Annotated in this window: 24 protein-coding genes; 14 read left to right on the top strand and 10 right to left on the bottom strand. The window is 64.1% G+C overall.

What is annotated here, in order from left to right:
• Positions 1-178 precede the first annotated feature (178 nt).
• The 3 genes from EBBID32_RS22870 to EBBID32_RS22860 form a co-directional block, all read right to left on the bottom strand.
• On the bottom strand, positions 179-1,510 hold the full coding sequence (locus EBBID32_RS22870; RefSeq protein ID WP_006967858.1) for a dicarboxylate/amino acid:cation symporter: 1,332 nt from the start codon (positions 1,508-1,510) through the stop codon (positions 179-181).
• A 178-nt stretch (positions 1,511-1,688) separates the two neighbouring features.
• Positions 1,689-2,264 (bottom strand): pyridoxamine 5'-phosphate oxidase, encoded by a 576-nt coding sequence (pdxH, locus tag EBBID32_RS22865; RefSeq protein WP_006967856.1) that lies wholly within the window; start codon positions 2,262-2,264, stop codon positions 1,689-1,691.
• A gap of 87 nt (positions 2,265-2,351) precedes the next feature.
• Positions 2,352-3,695: a hypothetical protein gene (locus EBBID32_RS22860; protein ID WP_006967854.1), complete on the bottom strand. Its 1,344-nt coding sequence runs from the start codon at positions 3,693-3,695 to the stop codon at positions 2,352-2,354.
• 180 nt (positions 3,696-3,875) lie between these two features.
• Between EBBID32_RS22860 and EBBID32_RS22855 the strand changes: the two genes are divergently transcribed.
• From EBBID32_RS22855 to aroC, 6 genes are read left to right on the top strand one after another with little or no spacing between them, the layout of a single operon-like run.
• Positions 3,876-4,784: a DnaJ C-terminal domain-containing protein gene (locus tag EBBID32_RS22855; protein ID WP_037492526.1), complete on the top strand. Its 909-nt coding sequence runs from the start codon at positions 3,876-3,878 to the stop codon at positions 4,782-4,784.
• Positions 4,785-4,799: 15 nt separating this feature from the next.
• The gene (locus tag EBBID32_RS22850; protein WP_006967850.1) at positions 4,800-5,756 is read left to right on the top strand and encodes a YihY/virulence factor BrkB family protein; all 957 of its coding nucleotides are present in this window, start codon (positions 4,800-4,802) and stop codon (positions 5,754-5,756) included.
• A complete protein-coding gene (gene fabI, locus EBBID32_RS22845; protein ID WP_006967849.1) occupies positions 5,753-6,559 on the top strand; it encodes an enoyl-ACP reductase FabI in 807 nt (268 codons plus the stop codon). The genes EBBID32_RS22850 and fabI overlap by 4 nt, the downstream gene beginning before the upstream one ends.
• A 4-nt stretch (positions 6,560-6,563) precedes the next feature.
• Positions 6,564-6,803: a DUF4160 domain-containing protein gene (locus EBBID32_RS22840; RefSeq protein WP_006967848.1), complete on the top strand. Its 240-nt coding sequence runs from the start codon at positions 6,564-6,566 to the stop codon at positions 6,801-6,803.
• Complete coding sequence (locus tag EBBID32_RS22835; protein ID WP_006967846.1) at positions 6,796-7,149, top strand: DUF2442 domain-containing protein; 354 nt, start codon at positions 6,796-6,798, stop codon at positions 7,147-7,149. Before EBBID32_RS22840 ends, EBBID32_RS22835 begins: the two co-directional genes overlap by 8 nt.
• On the top strand, positions 7,146-8,231 hold the full coding sequence (aroC, locus tag EBBID32_RS22830) for a chorismate synthase (RefSeq protein WP_006967845.1): 1,086 nt from the start codon (positions 7,146-7,148) through the stop codon (positions 8,229-8,231). The genes EBBID32_RS22835 and aroC overlap by 4 nt, the downstream gene beginning before the upstream one ends.
• A gap of 203 nt (positions 8,232-8,434) precedes the next feature.
• Here the strand turns inward: aroC and EBBID32_RS22825 are convergent, their stop codons facing one another.
• The 3 genes from EBBID32_RS22825 to EBBID32_RS22815 are packed head-to-tail and all read right to left on the bottom strand — an operon-like array spanning position 8,435 to position 10,822.
• Positions 8,435-9,760 carry a TadE/TadG family type IV pilus assembly protein gene (locus EBBID32_RS22825; protein ID WP_006967842.1) on the bottom strand — a complete coding sequence of 442 codons (1,326 nt, stop codon included), beginning with the start codon at positions 9,758-9,760 and terminating at the stop codon, positions 8,435-8,437.
• 8 nt (positions 9,761-9,768) lie between these two features.
• Positions 9,769-10,317 carry a TadE/TadG family type IV pilus assembly protein gene (locus EBBID32_RS22820; protein WP_006967839.1) on the bottom strand — a complete coding sequence of 183 codons (549 nt, stop codon included), beginning with the start codon at positions 10,315-10,317 and terminating at the stop codon, positions 9,769-9,771.
• Between the two features lies 1 nt (position 10,318).
• The gene (locus tag EBBID32_RS22815; protein WP_006967837.1) at positions 10,319-10,822 is read right to left on the bottom strand and encodes a TadE/TadG family type IV pilus assembly protein; all 504 of its coding nucleotides are present in this window, start codon (positions 10,820-10,822) and stop codon (positions 10,319-10,321) included.
• Between the two features lie 234 nt (positions 10,823-11,056).
• Between EBBID32_RS22815 and EBBID32_RS22810 the strand changes: the two genes are divergently transcribed.
• Positions 11,057-12,838: an SLC13 family permease gene (locus tag EBBID32_RS22810; RefSeq protein ID WP_006967836.1), complete on the top strand. Its 1,782-nt coding sequence runs from the start codon at positions 11,057-11,059 to the stop codon at positions 12,836-12,838.
• An 81-nt stretch (positions 12,839-12,919) separates the two neighbouring features.
• The gene (locus tag EBBID32_RS22805) at positions 12,920-13,708 is read left to right on the top strand and encodes a PhzF family phenazine biosynthesis protein (protein ID WP_006967834.1); all 789 of its coding nucleotides are present in this window, start codon (positions 12,920-12,922) and stop codon (positions 13,706-13,708) included.
• On the opposite strand, the gene EBBID32_RS22800 is transcribed toward EBBID32_RS22805, so the two are convergent.
• A complete protein-coding gene (locus EBBID32_RS22800; protein WP_006967830.1) occupies positions 13,705-14,829 on the bottom strand; it encodes a serine hydrolase domain-containing protein in 1,125 nt (374 codons plus the stop codon). The genes EBBID32_RS22805 and EBBID32_RS22800 overlap by 4 nt on opposite strands.
• Positions 14,830-14,867: 38 nt before the next feature.
• Between EBBID32_RS22800 and EBBID32_RS22795 the strand changes: the two genes are divergently transcribed.
• The 3 genes from EBBID32_RS22795 (at position 14,868) to EBBID32_RS22785 (ending at position 17,584) form a co-directional block, all read left to right on the top strand.
• Positions 14,868-15,188: a hypothetical protein gene (locus EBBID32_RS22795; protein WP_006967828.1), complete on the top strand. Its 321-nt coding sequence runs from the start codon at positions 14,868-14,870 to the stop codon at positions 15,186-15,188.
• A 134-nt stretch (positions 15,189-15,322) separates the two neighbouring features.
• Positions 15,323-17,095, top strand: coding sequence for a DNA helicase RecQ (recQ, locus tag EBBID32_RS22790; RefSeq protein ID WP_006967826.1), 1,773 nt, complete (start codon positions 15,323-15,325; stop codon positions 17,093-17,095).
• Between the two features lie 60 nt (positions 17,096-17,155).
• Positions 17,156-17,584 (top strand): TIGR01244 family sulfur transferase, encoded by a 429-nt coding sequence (locus EBBID32_RS22785; RefSeq protein ID WP_006967824.1) that lies wholly within the window; start codon positions 17,156-17,158, stop codon positions 17,582-17,584.
• Between the two features lie 19 nt (positions 17,585-17,603).
• Here the strand turns inward: EBBID32_RS22785 and EBBID32_RS22780 are convergent, their stop codons facing one another.
• From EBBID32_RS22780 to EBBID32_RS22770, 3 genes are all read right to left on the bottom strand, one after another.
• On the bottom strand, positions 17,604-18,365 hold the full coding sequence (locus EBBID32_RS22780) for a YkgJ family cysteine cluster protein (protein ID WP_006967823.1): 762 nt from the start codon (positions 18,363-18,365) through the stop codon (positions 17,604-17,606).
• A 127-nt stretch (positions 18,366-18,492) separates the two neighbouring features.
• Entirely contained in the window at positions 18,493-19,485 is a 993-nt protein-coding gene (gene dmeF, locus EBBID32_RS22775) for a CDF family Co(II)/Ni(II) efflux transporter DmeF (protein WP_037492524.1), read from the bottom strand.
• Positions 19,482-19,754, bottom strand: coding sequence for a metal/formaldehyde-sensitive transcriptional repressor (locus EBBID32_RS22770; protein WP_006967818.1), 273 nt, complete (start codon positions 19,752-19,754; stop codon positions 19,482-19,484). Before EBBID32_RS22770 ends, dmeF begins: the two co-directional genes overlap by 4 nt.
• Before the next feature lie 175 nt (positions 19,755-19,929).
• Here EBBID32_RS22770 and crtY point away from each other — a divergent pair, with 175 nt between their 5' ends.
• From crtY to EBBID32_RS22755, 3 genes are read left to right on the top strand one after another with little or no spacing between them, the layout of a single operon-like run.
• The gene (crtY, locus tag EBBID32_RS22765; protein ID WP_006967812.1) at positions 19,930-21,078 is read left to right on the top strand and encodes a lycopene beta-cyclase CrtY; all 1,149 of its coding nucleotides are present in this window, start codon (positions 19,930-19,932) and stop codon (positions 21,076-21,078) included.
• A complete protein-coding gene (locus EBBID32_RS22760) occupies positions 21,078-22,568 on the top strand; it encodes a phytoene desaturase (RefSeq protein WP_006967811.1) in 1,491 nt (496 codons plus the stop codon). Before crtY ends, EBBID32_RS22760 begins: the two co-directional genes overlap by 1 nt.
• 55 nt (positions 22,569-22,623) lie before the next feature.
• Positions 22,624-23,205, top strand: coding sequence for a TIGR00730 family Rossman fold protein (locus tag EBBID32_RS22755; RefSeq protein ID WP_006967806.1), 582 nt, complete (start codon positions 22,624-22,626; stop codon positions 23,203-23,205).
• Positions 23,206-23,237 lie beyond the last annotated feature (32 nt).

Here is a 23,237-nt window from a genome sequence, read left to right as displayed (position 1 = left end):
CCCTTGAGGGAGAGGGTGTGGAGACTTGGCAGCTTGCTGCTAGTCGTAGCTGGGAGAGGGTCTGCTGAGCTAACCGAAGCCAGCCGCCTCTGCGTCGAACCCCCTCTTCCAAGTCCGCCTAGGCGACTGCGTCGCCAAGGCTTCCTATCCTTCTCCCCAGCGGGGAGAAGGGGGATTGCTACCCCTTCCGGTCGTCGTCCACCATGTCGGGGGCCAGATCCAGCCCGGCGCGGCCATGCGCGGCGGTATGCGCCGGTGCCTTGGGATGGGGGACGTCGATCGGCTCTTCCACCTCCAGCATCCCTTCCCATTTGGTGATGACCGACGTGGCGATGGCGTTGCCCAGCACGTTGGTGGCGGTGCGGCCCATGTCCATGAAATGATCGACCGCTAGGATGAAGGCGACGCCCTCGACAGGCAGGTCGAACTGGCCAAGCGTGGCCGCGACGACCACGAGGCTGGCGCGCGGCACGGCGGCGATGCCCTTGCTCGTGACCATCAGCACCAGGAGGATGGTGATCTGCGTCGCGATCGGCAGGTCGATGCCATAGGCCTGGGCGATGAAGATCGTCGCGAAGGTCGAATACATCATCGACCCGTCGAGGTTGAAGCTGTAGCCCAGCGGCAGCACGAAGCTGTAGATGCGGCGCGGCACGCCGAAGCGGTCAAGTTGCTCCAGCATCTTGGGATAGGCTGCTTCGGATGAGGCGGTGGAGAAGGCGATCAGGATCGGTTCGCGGACATAGCGGATCAGCGTGAACATCCGCTTGCCCAGGAAGATCGATCCCGCCGCGAACAGCAGCAGCCACAGCGCCCCCAGCGCGATATAGAATTCGCCGATCAGCTCGCCGAACGTGACCAGCACGCCCAGCCCCTCGGTCGTCACCACCGATGCCAGCGCACCGAACACCGCGAAGGGGGCGACGCGCATGACATAGCCGGTCACCTGCAACATCAGTTCGACCATCGATTCGATGACGGTGACGACCGGCTTGCCCTTTTCGCCGATGGCGGTCAGCGCAACGCCGACAAACAGCGAGAATACGACGATCTGGAGGATCGAATTTTCGGCCATGGCACCGACCATGGAGGTCGGAAAAACGTGCAGGATGAAGTCGCGGAAATTGAGTGCTTCGGTATTCACGCCCGATTCCGCACCCGACCGGACCAGATTCAGCCCTTCGCCCGGCGCAAAGAAATTGACGAAGATCAGGCCCAGGGTCAGCGAAATCAGGCTGGCGATCACGAACCAGGCCAGCGCCCGCCCGCCGATCCGCCCCAGCGCAGCGCTGTCCCCCATATGGGCGATGCCCGCAACCAGCGTGGAAAATACCAGCGGCGCGATGATCATCTTGATCAGGTGGAGAAAGATGTCGGCCAGCAGGTGGAAATAGCCAGCCACATCCTTGGCCAGCGTCTTGTCGCTGCCAACCCACAGATTGGCTGCGAAGCCCACGATCACCCCCAGGACCATGCCGGTGAGGATGAAGGCCGTCAGTCTGTTACGCATCCGTGTCCCTCTAGGCCGCAGGAGCCAAGGCTCCGCGCTTCTTTTACGTCTGTCAGGCCGACACCTAACAGGCCCATGGGCCACCGGCAATCGGTGCGCGTCAGGGGGCATCAGCATAGACGAACCAGCGGACAGTTTCCGCGCCTCGCTTCGTCCGAAATGGTGACGTCAGAAGCGCTTAAGGGTAAAGCAGCCCTTCGCTCCAGCGCTCGCCCGCGCGGGTGAACAGCCGCCGCTCGTGCAGTCGATGCTCGCGATCCTGCCAGAATTCGATCCGCTGCGGCGTGACGCAAAAGCCCGACCAGTGCGGCGGGCGTGGCACCGGTCCACCCTCGAACCGCGTGCGTTCAGCCTCATATCGGTCCATGAAGGTCTGGCGGTCGGGCAGGGGGCGGGACTGGTCGGACGCCCAGGCACCCAGCTGGCTGTCGCGGCTGCGGGTCGCGAAATAGGCGTCGGCTGTGGCGTCATCGACCGGGCCGACCGGGCCTTCCACCCTGATCTGCCGTCGCGCCGATTTCCAGTGGAACAGCAGCGCCGCATGGGGATTGGCCAGCAACTCGCCCGCCTTGCGCCCCCCCAAATTGGTGTAAAAGACAAAGCCGTCCGGGCCATGCCCTTTAAGCAGCACCATCCGCACCGACGGATGGCCGTCCGCGTCGGCGGTGGCCAGCGCCATGGCGTTGCTGTCGTTGATTTCGGTCTCGCGCGCCTGGGCGTACCAGTCGTCGAACAGGGCAAAGGGATCGGTCATGCCCGACCTTTAGGGGCGGGACGCGACCCTGTCGATACGGGCTGACCGAAGGGGAGGGGGCGCCAGTTCGACACCCCCCCCCAATCGTCAGAAGCGGAAGCCCAGACCCGCCGACCAGCTGGTATAGTCGCCAGCCTTGATCAGGTTGAAGTTCAGGCGGATGAGGTCGCGGGCGTTGCGCGCCGATTCTTCGCGGCCCCTGATGCCCAGCGACAGGGTCATTTCGTGGAACGTGTTATAATAGAGCTTGTCGCCGGTATAGTTGGTCAGCGCATAGCTGGCCCGCACCGACGTATTGCGCCCGAACCCACGAAATTTGAGCGGCAGGTCATAGGCCAGCCCGTTGCGGAATGCCCAGTTTTTCAGGCCCGGATTGACGTTATAGCCAGTAAATCCGGTGCTCATCGTCGATGTGTAGCCGACCATATTGCCGATGATCAGCCGACCCCGGCCCAGTCCGTCCAGTACATAGCGGCTGGCCACCGTGGTGGAAATCATATGGCCGAGCGATCCGAGCTGGTCCGACCCGGTAATGCCATAGCCGATCCGCGGTTCGAGCGACCAGCGCTGCGCGATCAGCGGAAATTCGACGCCCACGCCGAACTGGGCGGTGGCGGCGCGCGCGCCGTTCACTTCGGAATAGCTGACCGGCAGGTCGAATTTCAGCAGGGCGCGGCCGCCTTCGCTCAGGCGGAAACTGCGCGCAATCCGGCCGTCCACGCGCATGAAGTCATAGCGCCCGCCATCCGACGAACCGCCGCTATAATTGGCACCGACGATCCACGGGTCGCCCGCCGTATTGGTGCCGCCATTGGCCGCCTGTTCGATGGCCGAATCGCCCGACGACAGGTCCAGGCTGGAACGGATCAGGCCGCCCTGCACCGAATTGGGATTGCCCGCGAGCGGATCGACCGGCGAATAGCGCGCCAGCGATTTGAGCAGCAGCCGCACGAGCCGTTCGGCTTCGGCGCTGTCGACATCGTCCAGATACTCGTTGAACAGGTCGTAGGATGCCTGGCGCGTCACGCCGTTGAAGCGGTTCTGGTAGGTTTCGCCTTCGGCATCGAGCGCGGGGATCGAAATGCGGAACACGGAACTGTTCGTGTCGTAAAAGCCATAAATGGGCAGGCCGCGAAAATCGATGACGCCGCTGACCGGCAACAGGTCATTATATTGCGCGCCGTATCGTTCGCGCAGGCGCTGGGGATTCAGGAAATCCTGGCCGTCATTGGCGATGTCCAGGCCATAGCTGTCGGTCAGTGTGCCACCGCCCGCCAGACCCAGCGTCACCCCGATGCGGAACAGGCTTTCCAGCTGGTCGAGCTGCTCCGGCGTTGGCGGCGGCGGGCCGACCTGTGCCTGTGCGGTGGTCGCGATCGGGCCAAGCATCGACAGGGTCGCAACAGTGGCCCAGGCAAATTTCCGAATCATGGTATAACCCCCAAAATATCCGCAATCCCCATGCGGAACGACAGGCGGCTAGCAATTGGCGGGTCGGGGCGCATACCCCAACAGGGTTATGGCGGCGTCGCGGCGCATCCATTGCTTGAATGTCGCGCCATCCTCCGCCACATAGTCGCCAAGTGATGCTTTTTCGCAACAGGTAAGATGATGGCCGATCCCTATTCCACATTGGGCGTCGCGCGCGGCGCGACCGACGCGGAGATCAAATCCGCCTATCGCAAGCTGGCCAAGGAATTGCACCCCGATAAAAATCGGGACAATCCCAAGGCCGCGGATAAATTTTCCGCTGCGACCAACGCCTATGACCTGCTGTCCGACAAGGACAAGCGCGCCCGGTTCGACCGGGGCGAAATTGACGGCGATGGTAATCCGACCGCGCCGTTCGGTTTTGGCGGCGGCGGCGGTGGCGGCGGCTTTCGCGGCCAGCCGGGCGGCTTTGAAGCGGGCGGCGCTGATTTCGGCGATATTTTTGAAGGGTTGTTCGGCGGCGCGGGGCGCCGCGCGGGCAGCGGCTTTGGCCGGCAAGCGCCACTACCCAGAGGGGCCAACGTCGCCTATCGGCTGGCGGTGCAATTTGCCGACGCGGCCATATTGGCACCGCAGCGGATCACCCTGCAGGATGGCAAGACGATCGACCTGAAACTGCCAGCCGGGGTCGAAAGCGGCACGCAGATGCGGCTGTCGGGCAAGGGGCAGCAGGGACCGGGCGGCGCGGGCGACGCGATTGTCACGATTGACCTGAGGCCGCACCCCTTCTTCACCCGCGACGGCGACAATGTCCGGCTCGACCTGCCGATCACGCTGGACGAGGCGGTAAAGGGCGGCAAGGTCAAGGTGCCGACCGTTGATGGTCCGGTGATGCTGGGCGTGCCCGCAGGCACCGCGTCCGGCAAGACGCTGCGGCTGCGGGGCAAGGGCTTTACCGGCAAGGACGGCACGCGCGGCGACCAGCTCGTCACCCTGATGATCGACGTCCCCGCCGATGATCCGGCGATCCAGGCGCTGGTGGAAAACTGGCAGGACCGGCGGGCGGTACGCGCCCATCTGGGCGTCTAGGGCGTTATCGGGCGGATGCCCATGCCTTCGCCCCTGTCGCCTGAATCCCGTCGCCACCGGATGGCGGATCATATCCACCGCCATATCAACCGGGAGCGCCATGGATCGCATCCGTTTGAAATCTTCAAACGGGTCGCGGTCGGCACCTATAGCGACGGGTTCATCCATGCCGGGAACCTCGCCTATCTCTCGCTGATGACGCTGTTCCCCTTCTTCATCGTCGCGGCGGCGGTGGCCAGCATCTTTGGCCGGACGCAGGACGGGGTGCAGGCAGTGAACGCCTTCCTGACCACCGTGCCGAGCGGGGTCGCGGAGGTCGTGCGCCAGCCGATCAACGACGTGCTGGCCGCCCGATCCGGCCCGCTGCTGTGGCTGGGCGCGCTGGTGGGCCTGTGGACCGTGGGCAGCCTGATCGAGACGATCCGCGACATTCTCCGCCGCGCCTATGGCACCAAAAGCACCAAACCCTTCTGGCGCTATCGGCTGGGCGCGGTCGGCATCACGTTGGTCAGCGTGGTGGCGGTCATGTTCGCTTTCTCCTTGCAGGTCGTGATCACCGGTATCGACCAGTTTCTGCAACAGATATTGCCCTGGGCCGACGATGCGATCACGCTGGTGGCGTCGGCCAGGCTGGTGCCGATGGGCATCGTCTGCGTCGCGCTCTGGTCCTTGTTCGTGTCGTTGACGCCGACCGCCTACAAGGACCGCCGCTTTCCCAAATGGCCCGGCGCAGTCGCCACCGCGCTCTGGTGGTATGGCACCACGCTGCTGTTGCCGCCCACCCTGTCGCTGCTGGGCGGTTATGACCGTACCTATGGCAGTCTGGCGGGCGTCATGATCACGCTCATTTTTTTCTTTCTCGTCGGGCTTGGCGTGGTAATTGGCGCGGAACTGAATGCGGCGCTGGCGGAATTTCCCGAAGAGGAAGAGGCCGCAGCGGCGGACACCCAAGGGAATGGAACGACGATATGAACGGCTTGATGGCAGGAAAGCGTGGCCTCATCATGGGCCTGGCCAATGACAAGTCGCTGGCCTGGGGCATCGCGAAAGCGCTGCATGAACAGGGCGCGGAACTGGCTTTCTCCTATCAGGGCGACGCGCTGGCCAAGCGGGTGCGGCCATTGGCGCAGCAGGTCGGGTCGGACTTTCTGATCGACTGCGACGTCACCGACATGGACAAGCTTGACGCGGCATTTGCGGAAATCGAAGCGCGCTGGGGCGGGCTGGATTTCGTCGTTCATGCGATCGGCTTTTCCGACAAGAATGAGCTGCGCGGTCTCTATGTCGATACCACGCTCGACAATTTCCTGCTGACCATGAACGTGTCTGCTTACAGTTTCGTGGCAGTCACCCGCCGCGCCCGCGCGCTGATGCCCAATGGCGGCAGCATCCTGACATTAAGCTATTATGGCGCGGAAAAGGTCATCCCCCATTATAACGTCATGGGCGTGGCCAAGGCGGCGCTGGAAACCTCCGTCAAATATCTGGCGATGGACCTTGGCCCTGAAAATATCCGCGTCAACGCCATCTCCGCCGGGCCGATCAAGACGCTGGCGGCCAGCGGCATCGGCGATTTCCGCTACATCCTCAAATGGAACGAGTTGAATTCGCCCCTGCGCCGCAACGTGACGATCGAGGATGTCGGCGGCGCGGGCCTTTACCTGCTGTCCGATCTGGCCAGCGGCGTGACCGGCGAAATCCACCATGTCGATGCAGGCTATAATGTCATCGGCATGAAAGCCGAAGACGCACCGGACATCGCGCTGGACAAGTGATCGGATGCCGACGATCTGGCGCGAAGCCAATCTGCGCATCATGATCTATACCGACGATCATGCACCGCCTCATGTCCATGTGTTCGGCAACGGCGAGACGAAAATTGCGCTGACCGGGCAAAACGGACAGGCAGAAGTGGTGCGGATCGTTGGTGCTGATCTGCGCGAGAGTCGACGGGCGCTGGAAATCGTGCGAGAAAAGCGCGACTATCTGATCGAAAAATGGAACGACATTCATGGGTAAATTGACCCAGTCCCAATTTGACGCAGCCGTGCAGCGCGGCGACCATGATCTGGCGGTCAAGCCGCGCGCCCGCGCCGTGCATTATGACCGGGACAGCGGCCATATCGTGATCGCTCTGGTCAGCGGCGCGACTTTTTCCTTCCCCGCCACTTTGGCGCAGGGGCTGGAGCAGGCAAGCGCGCAACAGCTTGAAAAAGTTGAGATTGCAGGGGCGGGTTTTGGCCTGCATTGGGAAGAACTGGATGCCGACCTGACCGTCGAAGGCTTGCTGGCCGGGCGTTTCGGGAGCGTGCGCTACATGGCGCAGCGTTTCGGGCCCGATTGGGATAGTGAAGCCGCAGAATGAGTTTCAACACATTCGGTCGTATGTTCCGCTTCACCACCTGGGGCGAGAGCCATGGTCCTGCCATCGGCGCGGTTGTGGACGGCTGCCCGCCGGGGCTGGAACTGAGCGAAGCCGACATCCAGCCCTGGCTCGATCTGCGCAAGCCCGGTACCTCCAAATTCACCACCCAGCGGCGCGAGGCGGACGAGGTCCGCATCCTGTCCGGCGTGTTTGAAGGGCGGACCACGGGCACGCCGATCAGCCTGATGATCGAAAATACCGACCAGCGATCGAAGGATTATTCGGACGTTGCCAAGGCTTATCGCCCCGGCCATGCCGACTATGCCTATGACGCCAAATATGGGTTCCGCGACTATCGCGGCGGCGGACGATCCTCGGCGCGCGAGACCGCCAGCCGGGTAGCGGCTGGGGCCGTGGCGCGCGCCGTCATCCCCGAAGTCGATATTTTCGCCTATGTCAGCGCCATTGGTGGCGACGCCATCGACTTTGCCAATTTCGATCCTTCGCTGATCGGCCAAAACCCCTTCTTCTGCCCGGATGCGCAGGCCGTGATGCGGTGGGAGAAATTGGTCGATGCCGCGCGGCTCGACGGTTCATCGCTGGGCGCAGTCGTGGAATGTGTCGCATCAGGCGTCCCGGCGGGCTGGGGCGCGCCGCTCTATGCCAAGCTCGACAGCGAACTCGCCGCCGCGATGATGAGCATCAACGCGGTCAAAGGGGTCGAGATTGGCGACGGGTTCGCCGCCGCCAGCCTGCGCGGCGAGCAGAATGCCGATCCGATGCGACCGGGGCATGACGGCCCGATCTTCCTCGCCAACCATGCAGGCGGCATCGCAGGCGGCATTTCCACCGGCCAGCCGGTCAAGCTGCGCGTCGCGTTCAAGCCGACCAGTTCCATCCTGATCCCGGTCGAAACGGTGACACGCGATGGTGAAGCATCGGACATCATCACCAAGGGCCGCCATGACCCCTGCGTGGGTATTCGTGGCGTGCCGGTGGTCGAAGCGATGATGGCGCTGGTCCTGGCCGACCAGAAATTGCTCCACCGCGCGCAATGCGGCGAGCGCGCTGAAACCGACTGACGCGCTCAACCGATGCGATCCCGCGTCGAAAGAGCAAGACGACTCGGTTAATTTAGGATAGGCTCCGTCTCAGGTCCGCTACAGGGCCAGCGGCAGAGCGTAAGCCTGGGGAACGTCACCACGCATGGCGTGGGCATGACGACAAAATGTCCCCGTACCGCCGCGACACGGGCCAGCCATGCAATCATGGCTGGCCCATTTCGTTATTTGGTCAGGTGCGCGGCCTGTACGGCCTTTTGGAACAATACGGCCAATGCCGCCGATATGTCGCTGTCGGTCGTGGCCTTGTGGAACAGGCCGGGCGAGGCGCAGCTTTGCAGCGGCGGGCTGATCTTTTCCGGCTGGTCGAGATAGGGTGCGCGGACATTGGTGATGGACCAGCTGTCGGACGCGGATTCACGCAGATATTCCGTGTAGAGTACGGCGATCTTGATGCCTCTCGCCTTGATCGTGTCGCACATCTCCGTCGGCATCGGCCCCAGCTTGCGGGCGCCATAATAATTTTCGTCACGCATGCCGTCGGTAATCAGGAACATGATGGCCTGTGGCGTATCTCCGCTTTTCTTCGTTCCGTTGCCTGGCGTCGGCATCAGGCCGTTGATGCTGGCGAGCGCGGTGGAAAAATTGGTGTGCATGTCGGTATCGTTTATGCCGCACACGCGCTGGTTATTCCGGCACACGACCAGCAGCTGTGCCTTTGAAACAAGCGATCTTGCACTGTCCAGCGCAACCGGATTGTCCTGGATCGAATGATAGGACCAGTCGAAATTGCCCAGCGCCATGCGATAACCGGCATTGTTCGAGCTGGCCGTCTCCTTCGCGACATCGACCAGATCCTCGACCGCTTTGGTCACCAGATCGCTGCGCAAGGTCAGGCCCAGGTCGGTCTTTGCCACATAATAATAATCGACATAGGCGCCGTTGACCTGACGTGTTTTACCGGGGTCGCTCGCCGACGTGGCGGTCTGGTGGCAGGCAAAGGCGCATCCACCGGTGGCCGTGGTCAGGGCGGTCAGGCCCGCACTGGTGGCGGGCAGGGCCATGGACGGGGATGTATCCAGCAGCATGTAGAAATCGATGTCGGGTGCCGTGGTGCTGTTGGCGCTGGCGGTGCCGCCTATGTCGATGCTGGCCTTTGACAGGACACGGCCGAAGATATTGCTCGATGACGCCTGATAGGTGACCGTGACGTTCCGTTGCAGCGTGGGGGACGTCGTATCGGTAACGACGATTGCCACATCCTGGCCATAGACGAGGCCGTTCAGCATTGCCGCCTGATCGTCGAAAAAGGACTTGGCCTCCGCCTGTGTCTCGCTCTCGCTATGGGACAGCATCGACTGGCTCACGGCATAGAGCGCGGTGGCGTCGGTTATGGCGTTCATTTTGGTTTGCAGTCGGGCTGCGCGCGAATAGTCGATCACCATGCCTGCGCCGAACACCAGCGGGATCAGCGTCAGGGCGAAGATCATCATGACATTGCCGCGTTCATGCCGCGTGATTGCGCGCAAGGATCGGGTATGACGGGTCATGCTGGGCCTCAGTTCATCGGAATGGATTGGGAACGGCGCGGCAACATGTAGATGGTGTCCTTCAGCGTGACGCTGCCCAGCATGGCCGGCGATACAAATGGCTGATACCGATAGGAAATCTCGGCCATGATCACGCTGGATCCAGGCTGCGAAACGCTGCCGGGCAGGTCCATCTTTTTGTTTTTCCGGTATCCGTCGCTGACGGTCGTGCCGTCATATTTGCGGCTCCAGTCGACGCGGGGCTTGCCCGAACTGTTGGTCGACAAATGTGTGATCGTGTAGGTGCCGACTGTTGCGTCATAGGGCGCCATCACCTGGCTGGCGGTTTTCAGGATGGTGTCGGTGATCGATGTCGTGACCGAATTATATTGCGACGTCAGGTCCGCCAGGGTGCGCGTCGTCACCGTGACCTTGCGGGACGCTGAAATGGCATCGGCCAGCTGAACGCTGCCGACATAGAGAAAGATCAGGAAGGGCGCGATCAGTGCGAATTCGGTTGCGGCTATGCCCCGCCGATCCGTCCGCAGGGCGGCTATCCGCCGGAAGCTGCGGCGCATGTCAGTAGGTCTCATTCTTGAACACGGACGTCGCGACCAGCAACCGGCGCCCGTTCTTCATATTGGCGAGGTCGAAGCCCAACGGACCCATGATCACCGGCATCTGGTACATGACGCGCATGATGACGATGTCGCCCGGCCCGCCCAGTTGATAACTCCACATGTTCGTGACGTTGGCCGCATTGTCGTAGGTCAGCGAAATCGCTTTGCTGTCCACATCTTCCAGGCTGTTGGCGATCCGTATGTCGAACATGACATTGTCGCAGGGCATGTAGCTGGGCAGCGTGGCGCATAATTGGGTCTTGAACGTCGACTGGCTGGTGCCGTTCGTCTGCGCCGATCCGGTGCGGATGCTGCGTCCGGATTTCTCGGCGGTGGTTTCCAGCACCTGCTGCGTGAACATCGTCAGCGTGGTCTGCATGATCGCCAAGAGCAGGGCGATGAATGGCGCGGCGATGATTGCGAACTCAATTATAGCGCTACCACGCTGATTGCGCAGCAGCATGCCTCCCCAAGGCATGGAAAATGAGGTTTTGAACATGTGCGACCCCCAAAGGCTTTTGCCCTTTTGATTACGCTACCATTGCTGGCGAAACATTGCAATTTAGTTACTATGTTAACCTTAAGCGAGGGGGCTTTCCAAACATCCGGATCGTCTGCCAAACTGATGTGCAACGATGTTCCGTCCCTCTCGTTATCGGAAGGGGCGAACGCATTCGCGATCCAGGGGCACGGTCATATGCATTTCATCATCGCGCTGCTGGGCGTGTATCGCGCGGAAATCGGCCTGTTCATCCTGGCTTTGATGTTCATCGCTTTCGTGCGCGAACGCTATTCGCCCACAGTGATCGCGGTGGTCGGTGCCTGCGCCTTTGCGCTGCTCGGCCTGCTCAACGAAAAATCGCTCTTTTCAGTTTTTTCCAACAGTGCGCCGCTGACGGTGGGGGCGATGTTCGTCCTGTCGGGCGCGTTGATCCGTACCGGGGTGATCAACCGCGTCGCCGACCTCATCATGGCGCGCGCCAAGAAACATCCTCGCCTGGCGCTGGCCGAAGTGGCGCTGGGCGCGGCCGTGCTGTCGGCGTTCCTCAACAATACGCCGGTGGTCGTGCTGCTGATCCCGATCATGTTCAAACTGGCGCAGGCGACCGGCTATCCGGTCAAGAAACTGCTGATCCCGATGAACACGATCTCGGTTCTGGGCGGTTGCCTGACGCTGATCGGCACATCGACCAACCTGATCGTCGCGGGCATCGCCGCCGATCAGGGGATGGAACCCTTCGGCATTTTCGACATCACGCTTTACGGGCTGGCGGGCGCGGCCGCCGGGATCGTCGCGCTATTGTGCCTGTCCTTCCTGCTGCCCAGCGATCCCCCCGCCATCAGCGGAGAAACCGGCGGCACGGTGCAGGATTATCTCACCGAACTGGTGGTGCCACAGGATAGCGAACTGATCGGGCGGGAGATTGGCGCGCTTGGCCTGTTCAGTCCGTCTGTCGTATTGCTCGGCCTCAAGCGCGGCGGAGAGATAAGACGGCGCGAGATATTGACCGAGGAATTGCGCTCCGGCGACCGGCTGATCGTCCGTGCCGATGGCACCGCCATCATGACGCTGCGCGAATCGGGCGGTTTCGACCTGGGCGTGGCCGCCGATTCCAGCACTTCGGCGCGCGAAGGCACGGTGATCGAAGCGATGGTCGCCCCCAGCCACCCGTCCATCGGCGAACGCTTGCTGGATATTCCCTTCCTCCATGCCCTGCGCGTCCGCATCATCGGCATCCACCGGTCGCGCCATCTGCCCGGCCCTGCCTTGGCGGAGGCGCGGGTGCGCGGCGCGGACCGACTGCTGATCGCGGGCAGCGACGATGCGATCCGCTCGCTGCGGGACAATCCCCATCTGATCGGCGTCGACATCAGCCGCACCCGCGCTTTTCGCCGCAACAAGGCGTGGATCGCGATGGCGGCGATGGCGGCGGTGGTGCTGCTGTCGGCGCTCGACATGGTCGGCATCGGCATGGCTGCCGTCATCGCCGTGGGGGTCATCCTCGTCACCCGCTGCATCGACCCGGAAGAAGCCTGGGCGGCGATCGACGGCGACGTGCTGATCCTGATCTTCGCGATGCTGGCGGTCGGCCTCGCGCTCGAACAGGCGGGCAGCGTGGCGCTGATGGTCGGGTGGATCACCCCGCTGCTGACGATCGCGCCGGTCTGGTCGCTGGTGTTCATCGTCTATTTCTTCGCGCTATTGCTGTCCGAACTGCTCAGCAACAATGCGGTGGCGGCGCTGCTGACGCCGATCACCATCGCATTGGCGCAGCAATTGGGGGTCGATCCGCGCCCGCTGATCATCGCCCTGATGATCGGTGCTTCGGCCTGTTTCGCGACGCCGATCGGTTACCAGACCAATGCGCTGGTCTATGCGGCGGGCGATTATCGCTTTGCCGATTTCGTGCGGATCGGCGTGCCGATCAACATCATCGTCGGGCTGGCCGTGTGCAGCGCGCTGGTGGTGTTGGGGTAGGCGGCCAATCGCGCGCGGGCGGCCCTGTTCGCACGCCCGCGCGCCCGGCATCACGGCGCTCCATCCAGCAAGGAACCTGCCATGCCCAGCCTGCCCTTCACCCAGGTCGATGCCTTTGCCGACGCACCGTTCACCGGCAATCCCGCCGCGGTCATGCCGCTCGACCAGTGGCTCGACGATGCGACGCTTCAGGCAATCGCGGCGGAAAACAACCTGTCCGAAACCGCCTTTACGATCCCGACTCCCGATGATCCGGAGGCTGACTTTGCGCTGCGCTGGTTCACCCCGACGGTGGAGGTCAAATTGTGCGGCCACGCCACGCTGGCCAGCGGCCATGTGCTGATCGGCGATCGGGATGCGATCCGTTTCCGCACCCGCCATGCCGGCGTGTTGACGGTCGCGCGGGCCGGGGCGGGCTATGAATTGTCGCTGCCGGCGTGGGAGACGCAGGCCAATCCGTTGCCCGATCTGGCGACCGGCATGGGCGGCGATGTGCTGGAAACGCGCTGGCGCGACGGCGGCTATGCCATCTTCGTCTATCGCGATGCCGCCGCGATCCGTGCCCTGACACCTGATTTTGCCGCGCTCCGTCCGGCAGGCGACCTGCTGCTGATGGCCACCGCGCCGGGGGACGATAGCGACATCATCAGCCGGGTTTTCGTGCCCGGCGGCGGGGTGGATGAAGATCCGGTCACCGGGTCGGCCCATTGCCTGCTCACCCCCTATTGGGCGACCCGCCTGGGCAAGGCCGACATCACCGCGGTACAGGCCTCCGCACGCGGCGGACGGCTGGGCTGTACGCTGGCAGGCGACCGGGTGATCCTGACCGGCGCCTGCCGGACGGTGATCGAGGGGTGCTTCCTGCTTTAACCCGGAAACAGCCCGGTCAGCCGGGCCAGCGCGGTCTTGACCGCGACCCGCTGTTCCTTGTGCGGCGACATGCCGATCCGCACGACGGTCAGTCGCTGCGACGGGGACACGAGAATATATTGGCCATTATGGCCGACACAGCCGAACAGGCTGGTCGGTGCCTGCCCCGGCATCAGCGCGCTCTCGCTGCTTTCCCGGTTGAGCCAGAGATGCGCGCCATAGGCCGGGTTGCGGGCCGATGGCGTGGTCATGATGTCGATCCATTTTTCGGGCAATATCTGGTGACCGGTCGGGCTGCGGCCATGGCGGCGCAGCAATTCGCCAAAGCGGCCATAGTCGCGCGCGGTCATGTGCAGGATGCTGCCGCCGATCATCGTTCCGGCCGCATCATATTCGGGCGTCAGGCTGGGCAACTGGCCCGGTGCCTTCAGCCTGCCGTCGATGAACATCTGCATCGCCCGCCGCCGCGCATTGGGATCATCGCTGTTGGTCAGCATCCGCGTCATCAGGTCGGTCAGGATCATCGTGCTGCCGGTCGAATAGGAAAAGACCGTGCCCGGCGCATGGGCCAGCGGCTTGGCCTGCGCAAAGCCGCTCATATCCTGCGCCCCGTCGGTAAACAGCATCCGCACCGTGTCGCCAGCGGGTTGCGGTTCGCCATCCTCGACATGATCCAGCCCTGACGTCATCGTCAGCAATTGCCTCAGCGTAATGCGTCCGCGCGGGTCGCCCGGCTGGCGCCACGCTTCGACCGGCACGGGTGCATCGAGCGCCAGTCGCCCGTCCGACACCATCAGCCCGACCAGCACCGCCGTCACGCTCTTGGCGATCGACCAGGACAGCAATTTCGTGTCCGGCCCGAAACCGGGTGCATAGCGTTCCGCAATGACCTGCCCGTCGCGCATCACCAGCAGCGCGCGGGTGTCGCCCATTGCGGAATCATCGAACAGCGGGTCGATCGCGGCGCGCAGCGCGGCCTCGCCCACCACCGCATCGCGCGACACGCGATAAAGTGGTTGCGGGTCGGCCGCCCGCACGCTCCAAAGCCCGCCCGCGCCGACCAGCGCGGCCAGGGCCAGGCCCAGACCAAGCCGCTTTACGCTGTTCCATTCCCTCTTCATAAGCCGCGGCCTTAGCCATCCCCAACCGAGTCGGGAATATGCCGGGTCGCCGGACGATCATTTATCTTGCCCTTATGGTGCTTGTGTCGCTGCTGGTCGCACTCGGCTGGCACTGGAAGTCGCTCAGCGCCCGTGCCGAACTGGGCGCAGCCTATGGCGCGCGCCTCACTTGTTCGTGCCGCTATGTCGAGGGCCGCGCCATGGGCAGCTGCGCCGACGACAAGGAACCCGGCATGGCGCTCGTCACCCTGACCGACCGGCCAGATGACAGGGCCGTGGACGCCAGCGTCCCGCTAATCGCCACCCGCACCGCCCGCTTCCGCCCCGGCTGGGGCTGCCTGCTCGATCCGGTGGAGTGAAGCGGGCGTTGTTCCCCCGCCCGCAAGCGGGAGGGGGTTAGGGGGGTGGGCTTACGCGACGTAGCGCAGGCCAACCACCATCATCGCTCAACACCCACTGGCCCCACCGCGCCTCAGCCGCTAAGGCTCCCCCGATGCGCCCCGACATTCCCACCCTTCTCCACGACATATTCGGCTTTCCCGCCTTTCGCGGGGTGCAGGAGCAGGTGGTGGGCCGCGTCATGGCAGGGCAGCCGACGCTGGCGATCATGCCGACCGGCGCGGGCAAGTCGCTTTGCTACCAGTTGCCGTCCGCCGCGCTCGATGGCTGCTGCGTCGTCGTCTCCCCACTGATCGCGCTGATGCACGACCAGTTGCGCGCGGCCAATGCGGTGGGCCTGCGTGCCGCCAGCCTGACCAGCGTGGACGCCGACTGGCGCGAAACGCAGGATCGCCTGCGAAATGGCGATCTCGACCTGCTCTATGTCGCCCCCGAACGCGCCAGTCAGGAGGGGTTTCGCAGCCTGCTCCGCTCGGCAAAGGTCGCGCTGTTCGCGATCGACGAAGCCCATTGCGTGTCCGAATGGGGCCATGATTTCCGCCCCGACTATCGCCTGCTCCGTCCGCTGCTGGACGAATTTCCCGACGTCCCCCGGCTGGCGCTGACCGCGACAGCTGATGCGCACACGCGCGAGGATATCCTCGTCCAGCTGGGCATCCCGCGCGACGGCCTCATCATCTCCGGCTTCGACCGGCCCAATATCCGCTATGCCGTCCATCCGCGCGACGGCCTGTCCAGCCAGCTTGCCGATCTGGTTGCGCTCCATCCCGGTCCCGGCATCGTCTATGCCCAGACCCGCGCCGCGACCGAGAAAATGGCCGAAACGCTGGGCCGTGGCGGCCGCCCCGTGCGCGCCTATCATGCGGGCCTCGACCCCGCCGTCCGCGCGCGCAACCAGGCCGCCTTCATCGCCAGCGAAGATATGGTGATGGTCGCCACCGTCGCCTTCGGCATGGGCATCGACAAGCCCGACGTGCGTTTTGTCGCCCATGCCGGCCTGCCCAAGTCGATCGAGGGCTATTATCAGGAATCGGGCCGCGCGGGCCGCGACGGCGAACCGGCGGTCGCGCATCTCTTCTGGGGCGCGGAGGATTTCGCCCGCGCCCGTCAGCGGATCATGGAACTCGATCCGTCCCGCCAGCAGGGCGAGCGCACCCGCATCGCCGCACTTGGCGCACTGGTGGAGACCGCCACTTGCAGGCGGGCGATCCTCCTGCGCCATTTCGGCGAATCCCCGCCACCCACCTGCGGCAATTGCGACAATTGCCTCTCCCCCCCCGCCAGCGTGGATGCGACCGAAACCGCGCGCAAATATCTCTCCGCCGTCTATCGCACCGGGCAGAGCTTCGGCTCCGGCCATATCGAGGCGGTGCTGACCGGCGGCGTCACCGACAAGTTGCGCGAACGCGGCCATGACAGGATTTCGGTCTATGGCATCGTGTCGGGCGATGAAACCGCGCTGCTGCGCCCGGTGTCGCGCGCGCTGCTGGTGCGCGACGCGCTGGAGACGACCGAACATGGCGGGCTGATGCTTGGTCCCAACGCCCGGCCTATCCTGCGTGGCGAGGAGGAGGTCCGCATCCTCGTGCCGCCCAGGCGCGAACGCCGCAAGCGCAACGCCCGCAACGGCGCGGAGGCCAATCCGGTCGGCGATCCGCTGTTCGACGCGCTGCGCACATGCCGCCGCGAACTGGCGCAGGAAGCGGGCGTGCCGCCCTATGTCATCTTCCACGATTCGACGCTGCGCGAAATGGCCGAACAGCGCCCCACCAGCCTGCGCGATCTCGGCACGATCAGCGGCGTCGGGCAGAAGAAGCTGGACGCCTGGGGCGACGCCTTTCTGGCGGCGATCCGGCCCTTCTTATAGAACCAATTGTCTTGAAACGTCCGGTGGCCCGGCGCATGGCTGCCACAAAAGGAGAAGCTCATGTTCCGCACACTGACCGACCGCATCCTCGTTTCGCCCCAGATCAGCGTGGAGCAGGTGGCGCAGGCCAAGGCGCTGGGCGTGACGATGATCGTCAACAACCGCCCCGATGACGAGGAGCCGGGGCAGGTCAACGGCGCACAGATTGAGGCAGCCGCGAAGGCGGCGGGCATCGCCTATGTCGCCGTGCCGGTCGCCCATGGCGGCTTTGCCCCCTGGCAGCTCGACGGCATGGCCACCGCGCTGGAGCAGGCCGGGCAGGGCAAGACGCTCGCCTATTGCCGCTCCGGCACGCGCAGCACCTTGCTCTGGGCGCTGACCCGCGCCCGCGCTGGCGACAATGGCGACGTGCTGGCGGCGCAGGCCGCCGCGGCAGGCTATGACATCGCCCCGGTGCGCCAGATCATGGATGCGCTCAAGGGGGAGTGAGCGCACCGGATATATCGTCTCAGCTGTAGAGCGGGATATAGTCATAGCCCGCCGCCGGGTCGGGCGTGCCGCATGCGGCTTCCGCCTCGCCAATCATGTGCTGCGTTTCCGGTCGGGCCGACACGATGGTGACAGGCAGGGGTGGCTGCGCTTGTGCCCCTGCATGCGCGATCCGCAGGCTCTGGAGCAAGTCGTCGCGGTCGGGCCGCCAGCTGGTGAAGCCTTCATTGGCCAGCGCGACCTGATCGACTCCGATCAGCGCCAGCAGATGCGCCTTTGCGGGCACATCCGCCACGCCCTGCGCCCGCATCGCGTCGATGGCCGTCGCGGTGGTTTCATCCACTATCCGCTCGCCCCCCGCCGCAAACAGCGGCTGGTCCAGATCCCACGCATGGGTCGGGCATAATTTGTCGTCCGGCACGATCCGGCGCTGCGGACGGATTTCGGCGGGGTAGATGCGGCAGACATTGGGCCGGACATCATAGGCGCCGCAGCGCATGTCGGGCATCAGATTGGGGCATGGCCCGTCGAACACGGCGGTCAACGTCGCCTGGATGGTGACAGGCAGGGCGCCGCTTATCCCCGGCACGGCACGCTGCGCCCGATAATCTTCGGCCGATCCGGCGGCAGGGGGCAGGTCAGGGGCGGCGTCGCACAACAATTCGACTTTGCCGCCACGCTCCAGCCACAATATCGCTTCGCTTATCCCCAAAGCCAGACGCAGGCCATGGCAGCAGCGGCCACAGGATGTGCAGCCAAAGCGCAGGTCAGGATCGGGCATGGAAGGACTGTCCGCGACGGGGGCTTGCATGATCGGGTTCGGACCCTTTGCGTGATGATGATTATCAGGCCTAGACATAAATTGCGCCCTGATGTCAAATGCTTGTGCGGTGTCGGCGCCAATGCTGTCAGCCGCCCTCCACCGTCACATGCTCCATCCGCGGTAGCATCCGCACCCGCGCGCGCACCTTTGCAACATCCGCGCCCGGTGCCAGGCTGATGATCGACGCATGGGCATGGGGACCGATGCGCCAGACATGCAGGTCACGGATGGTTGCCCCTTCGGCCTCCACAACGCCACGCACCGTCGCCATCAGCGCGGGTTCCGCCGTGTCGAGCAGGATGCCCGCCGTATCCTTCATCAGCCCCCAGGCCCAGCGCGCGATCACCACCGCGCCCAGCAGGCCGACCGCCGGGTCCATCCACCCCCAACCCAGATAGCGCCCGGCCAGCAAGGCCGCGATCGCCAGCACCGACGTCAGCGCATCGGTCAGCACATGGATATAGGCGGCGCGCAGATTATTGTCGGCATGGCCGTGGTCGTGCCCCTCATGCCCATGATCATGGCTATGGTCATGCCCCAGCAGCAGGGCGCTGATGATGTTGATGACCAGCCCGACAATCGCCACCAACGTCGCCTCGCCAAAGGCGACATCAATCGGCTGAAAGAAGCGCATCCCCGATTCGATCGCGATGAACAGCGCCATGACGCCCAGCAACAGGGCGGAGGCAAAGCCCGACAGGTCGCCGACCTTGCCGGTGCCGAATGTGAAGCGCGGGTTGCGCGCGTGCCGCCGGGCATAGCCATAGGCCGCCGCCGCCACCGCCAGCGCGCCAGCGTGCGTGGCCATGTGAAAGCCATCGGCCAGCAGCGCCATCGATCCGGTCATCCATCCCGCGACAATTTCCACCACCATGGTCGCGGCGGTCAGCCAGACGACCCACAGAGTGCGCTTGGCATTTTCGTCATGCCCGGCGGACAGATAGATATGGTCGAAATAATGGCTGTCCTCGCCCGCCATGGATGCAGCGTCAGCTGCCGGGCCGGGGGCGGGGACGGCGGCGTGGTCATGGCCGTGATGGTCATGGCCATGATGATGGTGGTCGTTGTGCATCGTCATTTCCCGTAGCGGCGGATCAGCGCCAGCATTTCCTCACTCGCGGCGGCGCGCTCGGCATCGGTCAGGCCGGGCCGGGCGACATGCTCGCGCATATGCTGCTCGATCAGTTCCTCCATCAGGCTACCGACCGCGCCGCGCACCGACGCCACCAGTTGCAGCGTTTCTGAACAGCCTGCGTCCCCCGTCAACTGACGATCGACAGCAGCGATCTGCCCCGCGATCCGGCGCACCCGCGCCAGCAATTTGTCCCGATCCGCGATAATATGCATAGGATAGCCCCCTATCCTATATTCGATACGCTAGCTAGAGCCTGATTTGCCAACGGGGACAGGAAAACCAACGCGCGCTCGACGGCGCACCTGTCTCCAGCCGCTTCCCCAAAAACCATGCGCTACGCCCAACTCCACCATGGCCTTGTCATCCCGCCTCCCCTAACAGGATGGCATGATCAAGCGGGTGGAATGTGATCTGGCGATCCTTGGCGGCGGGCTGGCGGGCAGCCTGATCGCGCTCGCCTTCGCCGCGCGGCGGCCCGATGTGCGGCTGGCGCTGGTGGAGCGCGAAGCCGGGATCGGCGGCAACCATATCTGGTCCTTTTTCGATGGCGATGTCGTGCCGGGCGACCGCTGGCTGGTCGATCCGCTGGTCAGCCATCGCTGGCGCCAGGGGCATGAAGTCCGCTTTCCCGACCATCAACGGCGGCTCGACACCCCCTATAACAGCATTGCTTCGCCCAAGCTCGACGCCCATGTCCGCGCGGTGCTGGGTGACGCGGTGCTGACCGACGCGAATATAGTGTCGGTGACGCCGACCTCCATCATGCTGGCCGACGGGCGAGAGATTGTGGCGGGCGCGGTGATCGATGCGCGCGGCGCGGGCGACCTGTCGGCGCTGCGCTGTGGCTGGCAGAAATTCGTCGGCCATACGCTGCGGCTCGATGCGCCGCACGGGATCGACCGGCCCGTAATCATGGACGCGACCGTCGATCAGATCGACGGCTATCGCTTCGTCTATCTGCTGCCCTGGGACGCGCGCACCCTGTTCATCGAGGATACCTATTACAGCAACAGCCCGGCGCTGGACGTTGCCCTGATCGGTGAGCGGATCGCCGCCTATGCGCAGGAAAAGGGCTGGCACGGCACGGTCATCCACCGCGAACAGGGCGTTCTGCCCGTCGTCCATGGCGGCGATTTCGACGCCTATTGGCCCGGCGCTGATCCCGTCGCCCGCGCCGGGGTGCGGGCGGGTCTGTTTCAACCCATGACCGGCTATTCGCTGCCAGATGCGGTGCGCTTTGCGACCTGGCTGGTGGACCAGCCGCTCGATCGTCTGGCCGCCGTCACCCGCGCCCGCGCCGCGGCCCACTGGCGCAACGGCGGCTATTATCGCCTGCTCGGCAAGATGCTCTTCGGCGCGGCGCAACCCGACCGGCGCTGGCGTATTTTCGCCCGCTTCTATCGTCTGTCCGCGCCGCTAATCCAGCGCTTCTACGCCGGACGCTCCACCCTCACCGACCGCATCCGCATCTTGTGCGGACGCCCCCCCGTGCCCATAAGGGATGCCATGCGAACATTGTTGAATCCGCCCGCCTGATGACCAGAAAAGCGATCGTCATCGGCGCAGGCTTTGGCGGGCTGGCGCTCGCCATCCGCCTGCAATCCGCCGGTATAGACACCACTTTGGTCGAGGCGCGCGATCGTCCCGGCGGGCGCGCCTATATGTGGGAAAAGGACGGTTTCACCTTCGACGCCGGGCCGACCGTCATCACCGATCCCGATTGCCTGTCGGAACTTTGGCGGCTGTCGGGGCATGACATGGCGCAGGATGTGACGCTGATGCCGGTCAGTCCCTTCTATCGCCTCAACTGGCGCGACGGCACCAATTTCGATTACAGCAATGATGAAGCCTCGCTGCGGACGGAGATCGCCAGGCTCGATCCCGCCGATGTCGCAGGCTATGAACGCTTCCTCGATTATGCCGCTGGTGTTTATGAGGAGGGGTATCGCAAGCTCGGCTCGGTCGCCTTCCTCGACTTCGCCTCGATGATCAAGGCAGCCCCGGCACTTGCCAAATATCAGGCATGGCGCTCGGTCTATTCGATCGTCTCTTCCTATGTGAAGAATGAGAAGCTGCGCGAGGCGCTGTCCTTCCACACTTTGCTGGTCGGCGGCAATCCGATGAATACCAGCGCCATCTATGCGCTGATCCACAAGCTGGAAAAGGACGGCGGCGTCTGGTTCGCCAAAGGCGGCACCAACCGTCTGGTGCAGGGCATGGCGACCCATTTCGAGCGGCTGGGTGGCACGTTGCGGCTGGGTGACAAGGTGACCCGGATCGAAACCCATGGCGACAAGGTCACCGCCGTCCATACCGCGTCGGGCTGGCGCGGGGAGGCCGACGCGGTCGCCAGCAATGCCGACCTGATGCACAGCTATCGCGACCTGCTGGCCCACCATCCGCGCGGGCAGAAACAGGGCGAGAAACTGGCGCGCAAGCGCTGGTCGCCCAGCCTGTTCGTGCTGCATTTCGGCATCAAGGGCAGCTGGCCGGGCATCCCGCACCATATGATCCTGTTCGGGCCGCGCTATGAAGGGCTGCTCACCGACATTTACGATCATGGCGTGCTGCCGGAAGATTTCTCACTCTATCTGCACCACCCGACCGTCACCGATCCGTCGATGGCGCCTGAAGGCCATTCGACCTTCTACGCCCTCGCCCCGGTGCCGCACATGGGCAAGCTGCCGATCGACTGGGACCAGTTCGCGCCCGCCTATGCCGAACGCATATTGGACGAGATCCAGCATCGTCTGATCCCCGACATCCGATCGCGCATCGTCACCCAGTTCCATTATGCGCCGTCCGATTTTGGCCGCGATCTCAACGCCCATCTCGGCAGCGCCTTCAGCCTGGAGCCGCTGCTGACCCAGAGCGCCTGGTTCCGGGCGCATAATCGTGATGATGTGATCCCCAACCTCTATCTGGTGGGCGCGGGGACGCATCCGGGCGCGGGCATACCCGGCGTCGTCGGCAGCGCGAAGGCGACGGCGGCCCTGATGATCGACGATATGGCATCGTCAAGTTAAGTATCTGATATATAAAGATATTATCAAATACGCCATATATGAATATGGGAAGAGTATGAAAAGATTGGCAGTCTATTGCGGATCGGCCACCCCCGCCGATTCCACCTATATCCAAGCCGCCCGCCATGTCGGCCGCACCCTCGCCACGCGCGGCATAGGCGTCGTCTATGGCGGTGGTCGCCTTGGCCTGATGGGCGCTGTGGCTGATGCGGCACTGGAAGCGGGCGGGGAGGTGATCGGCGTGATCCCGCAAGCCCTGGTCGGCGCGGAAGTCGCCCATCGCGGCTGCACGGAGTTGCATGTCGTCCAGACCATGCACCAGCGCAAACAGCTGTTCACCGACCTGTCGGACGGCTTCGTCACTCTGCCCGGTGGGGTCGGCACGATGGATGAGCTGTGGGAGGCAATCAGCTGGTCGCAACTGGGCTATCATCAAAAGCCGGTCGGCCTGCTCAACGTCGGCGGCTTCTACGACCAGCTGATCGGCTTCAACCGCCAGATGGTGCAGGCAGGCTTCATCCGCGCCCAACATGCGGGCATCCTGCTCCATGCCGACGGCATCGATGCCTTGCTAGAGGCTATGGCCGCCTATCAGCCGCATGAAACGATCTTCGCGATGAAGGCGGATCGGTTGTGACGGAAAAGTCCCCCTCCCGCTTGCGGGAGGGG

This window comes from Sphingobium indicum BiD32, assembly GCF_000382885.1.
In the GTDB taxonomy this organism is placed as follows: Bacteria; Pseudomonadota; Alphaproteobacteria; order Sphingomonadales; family Sphingomonadaceae; genus Sphingobium; species Sphingobium japonicum_C.
Note: the sequence above shows the minus strand (reverse complement) of the source record. Positions and strands in the feature narration are given on the sequence as shown.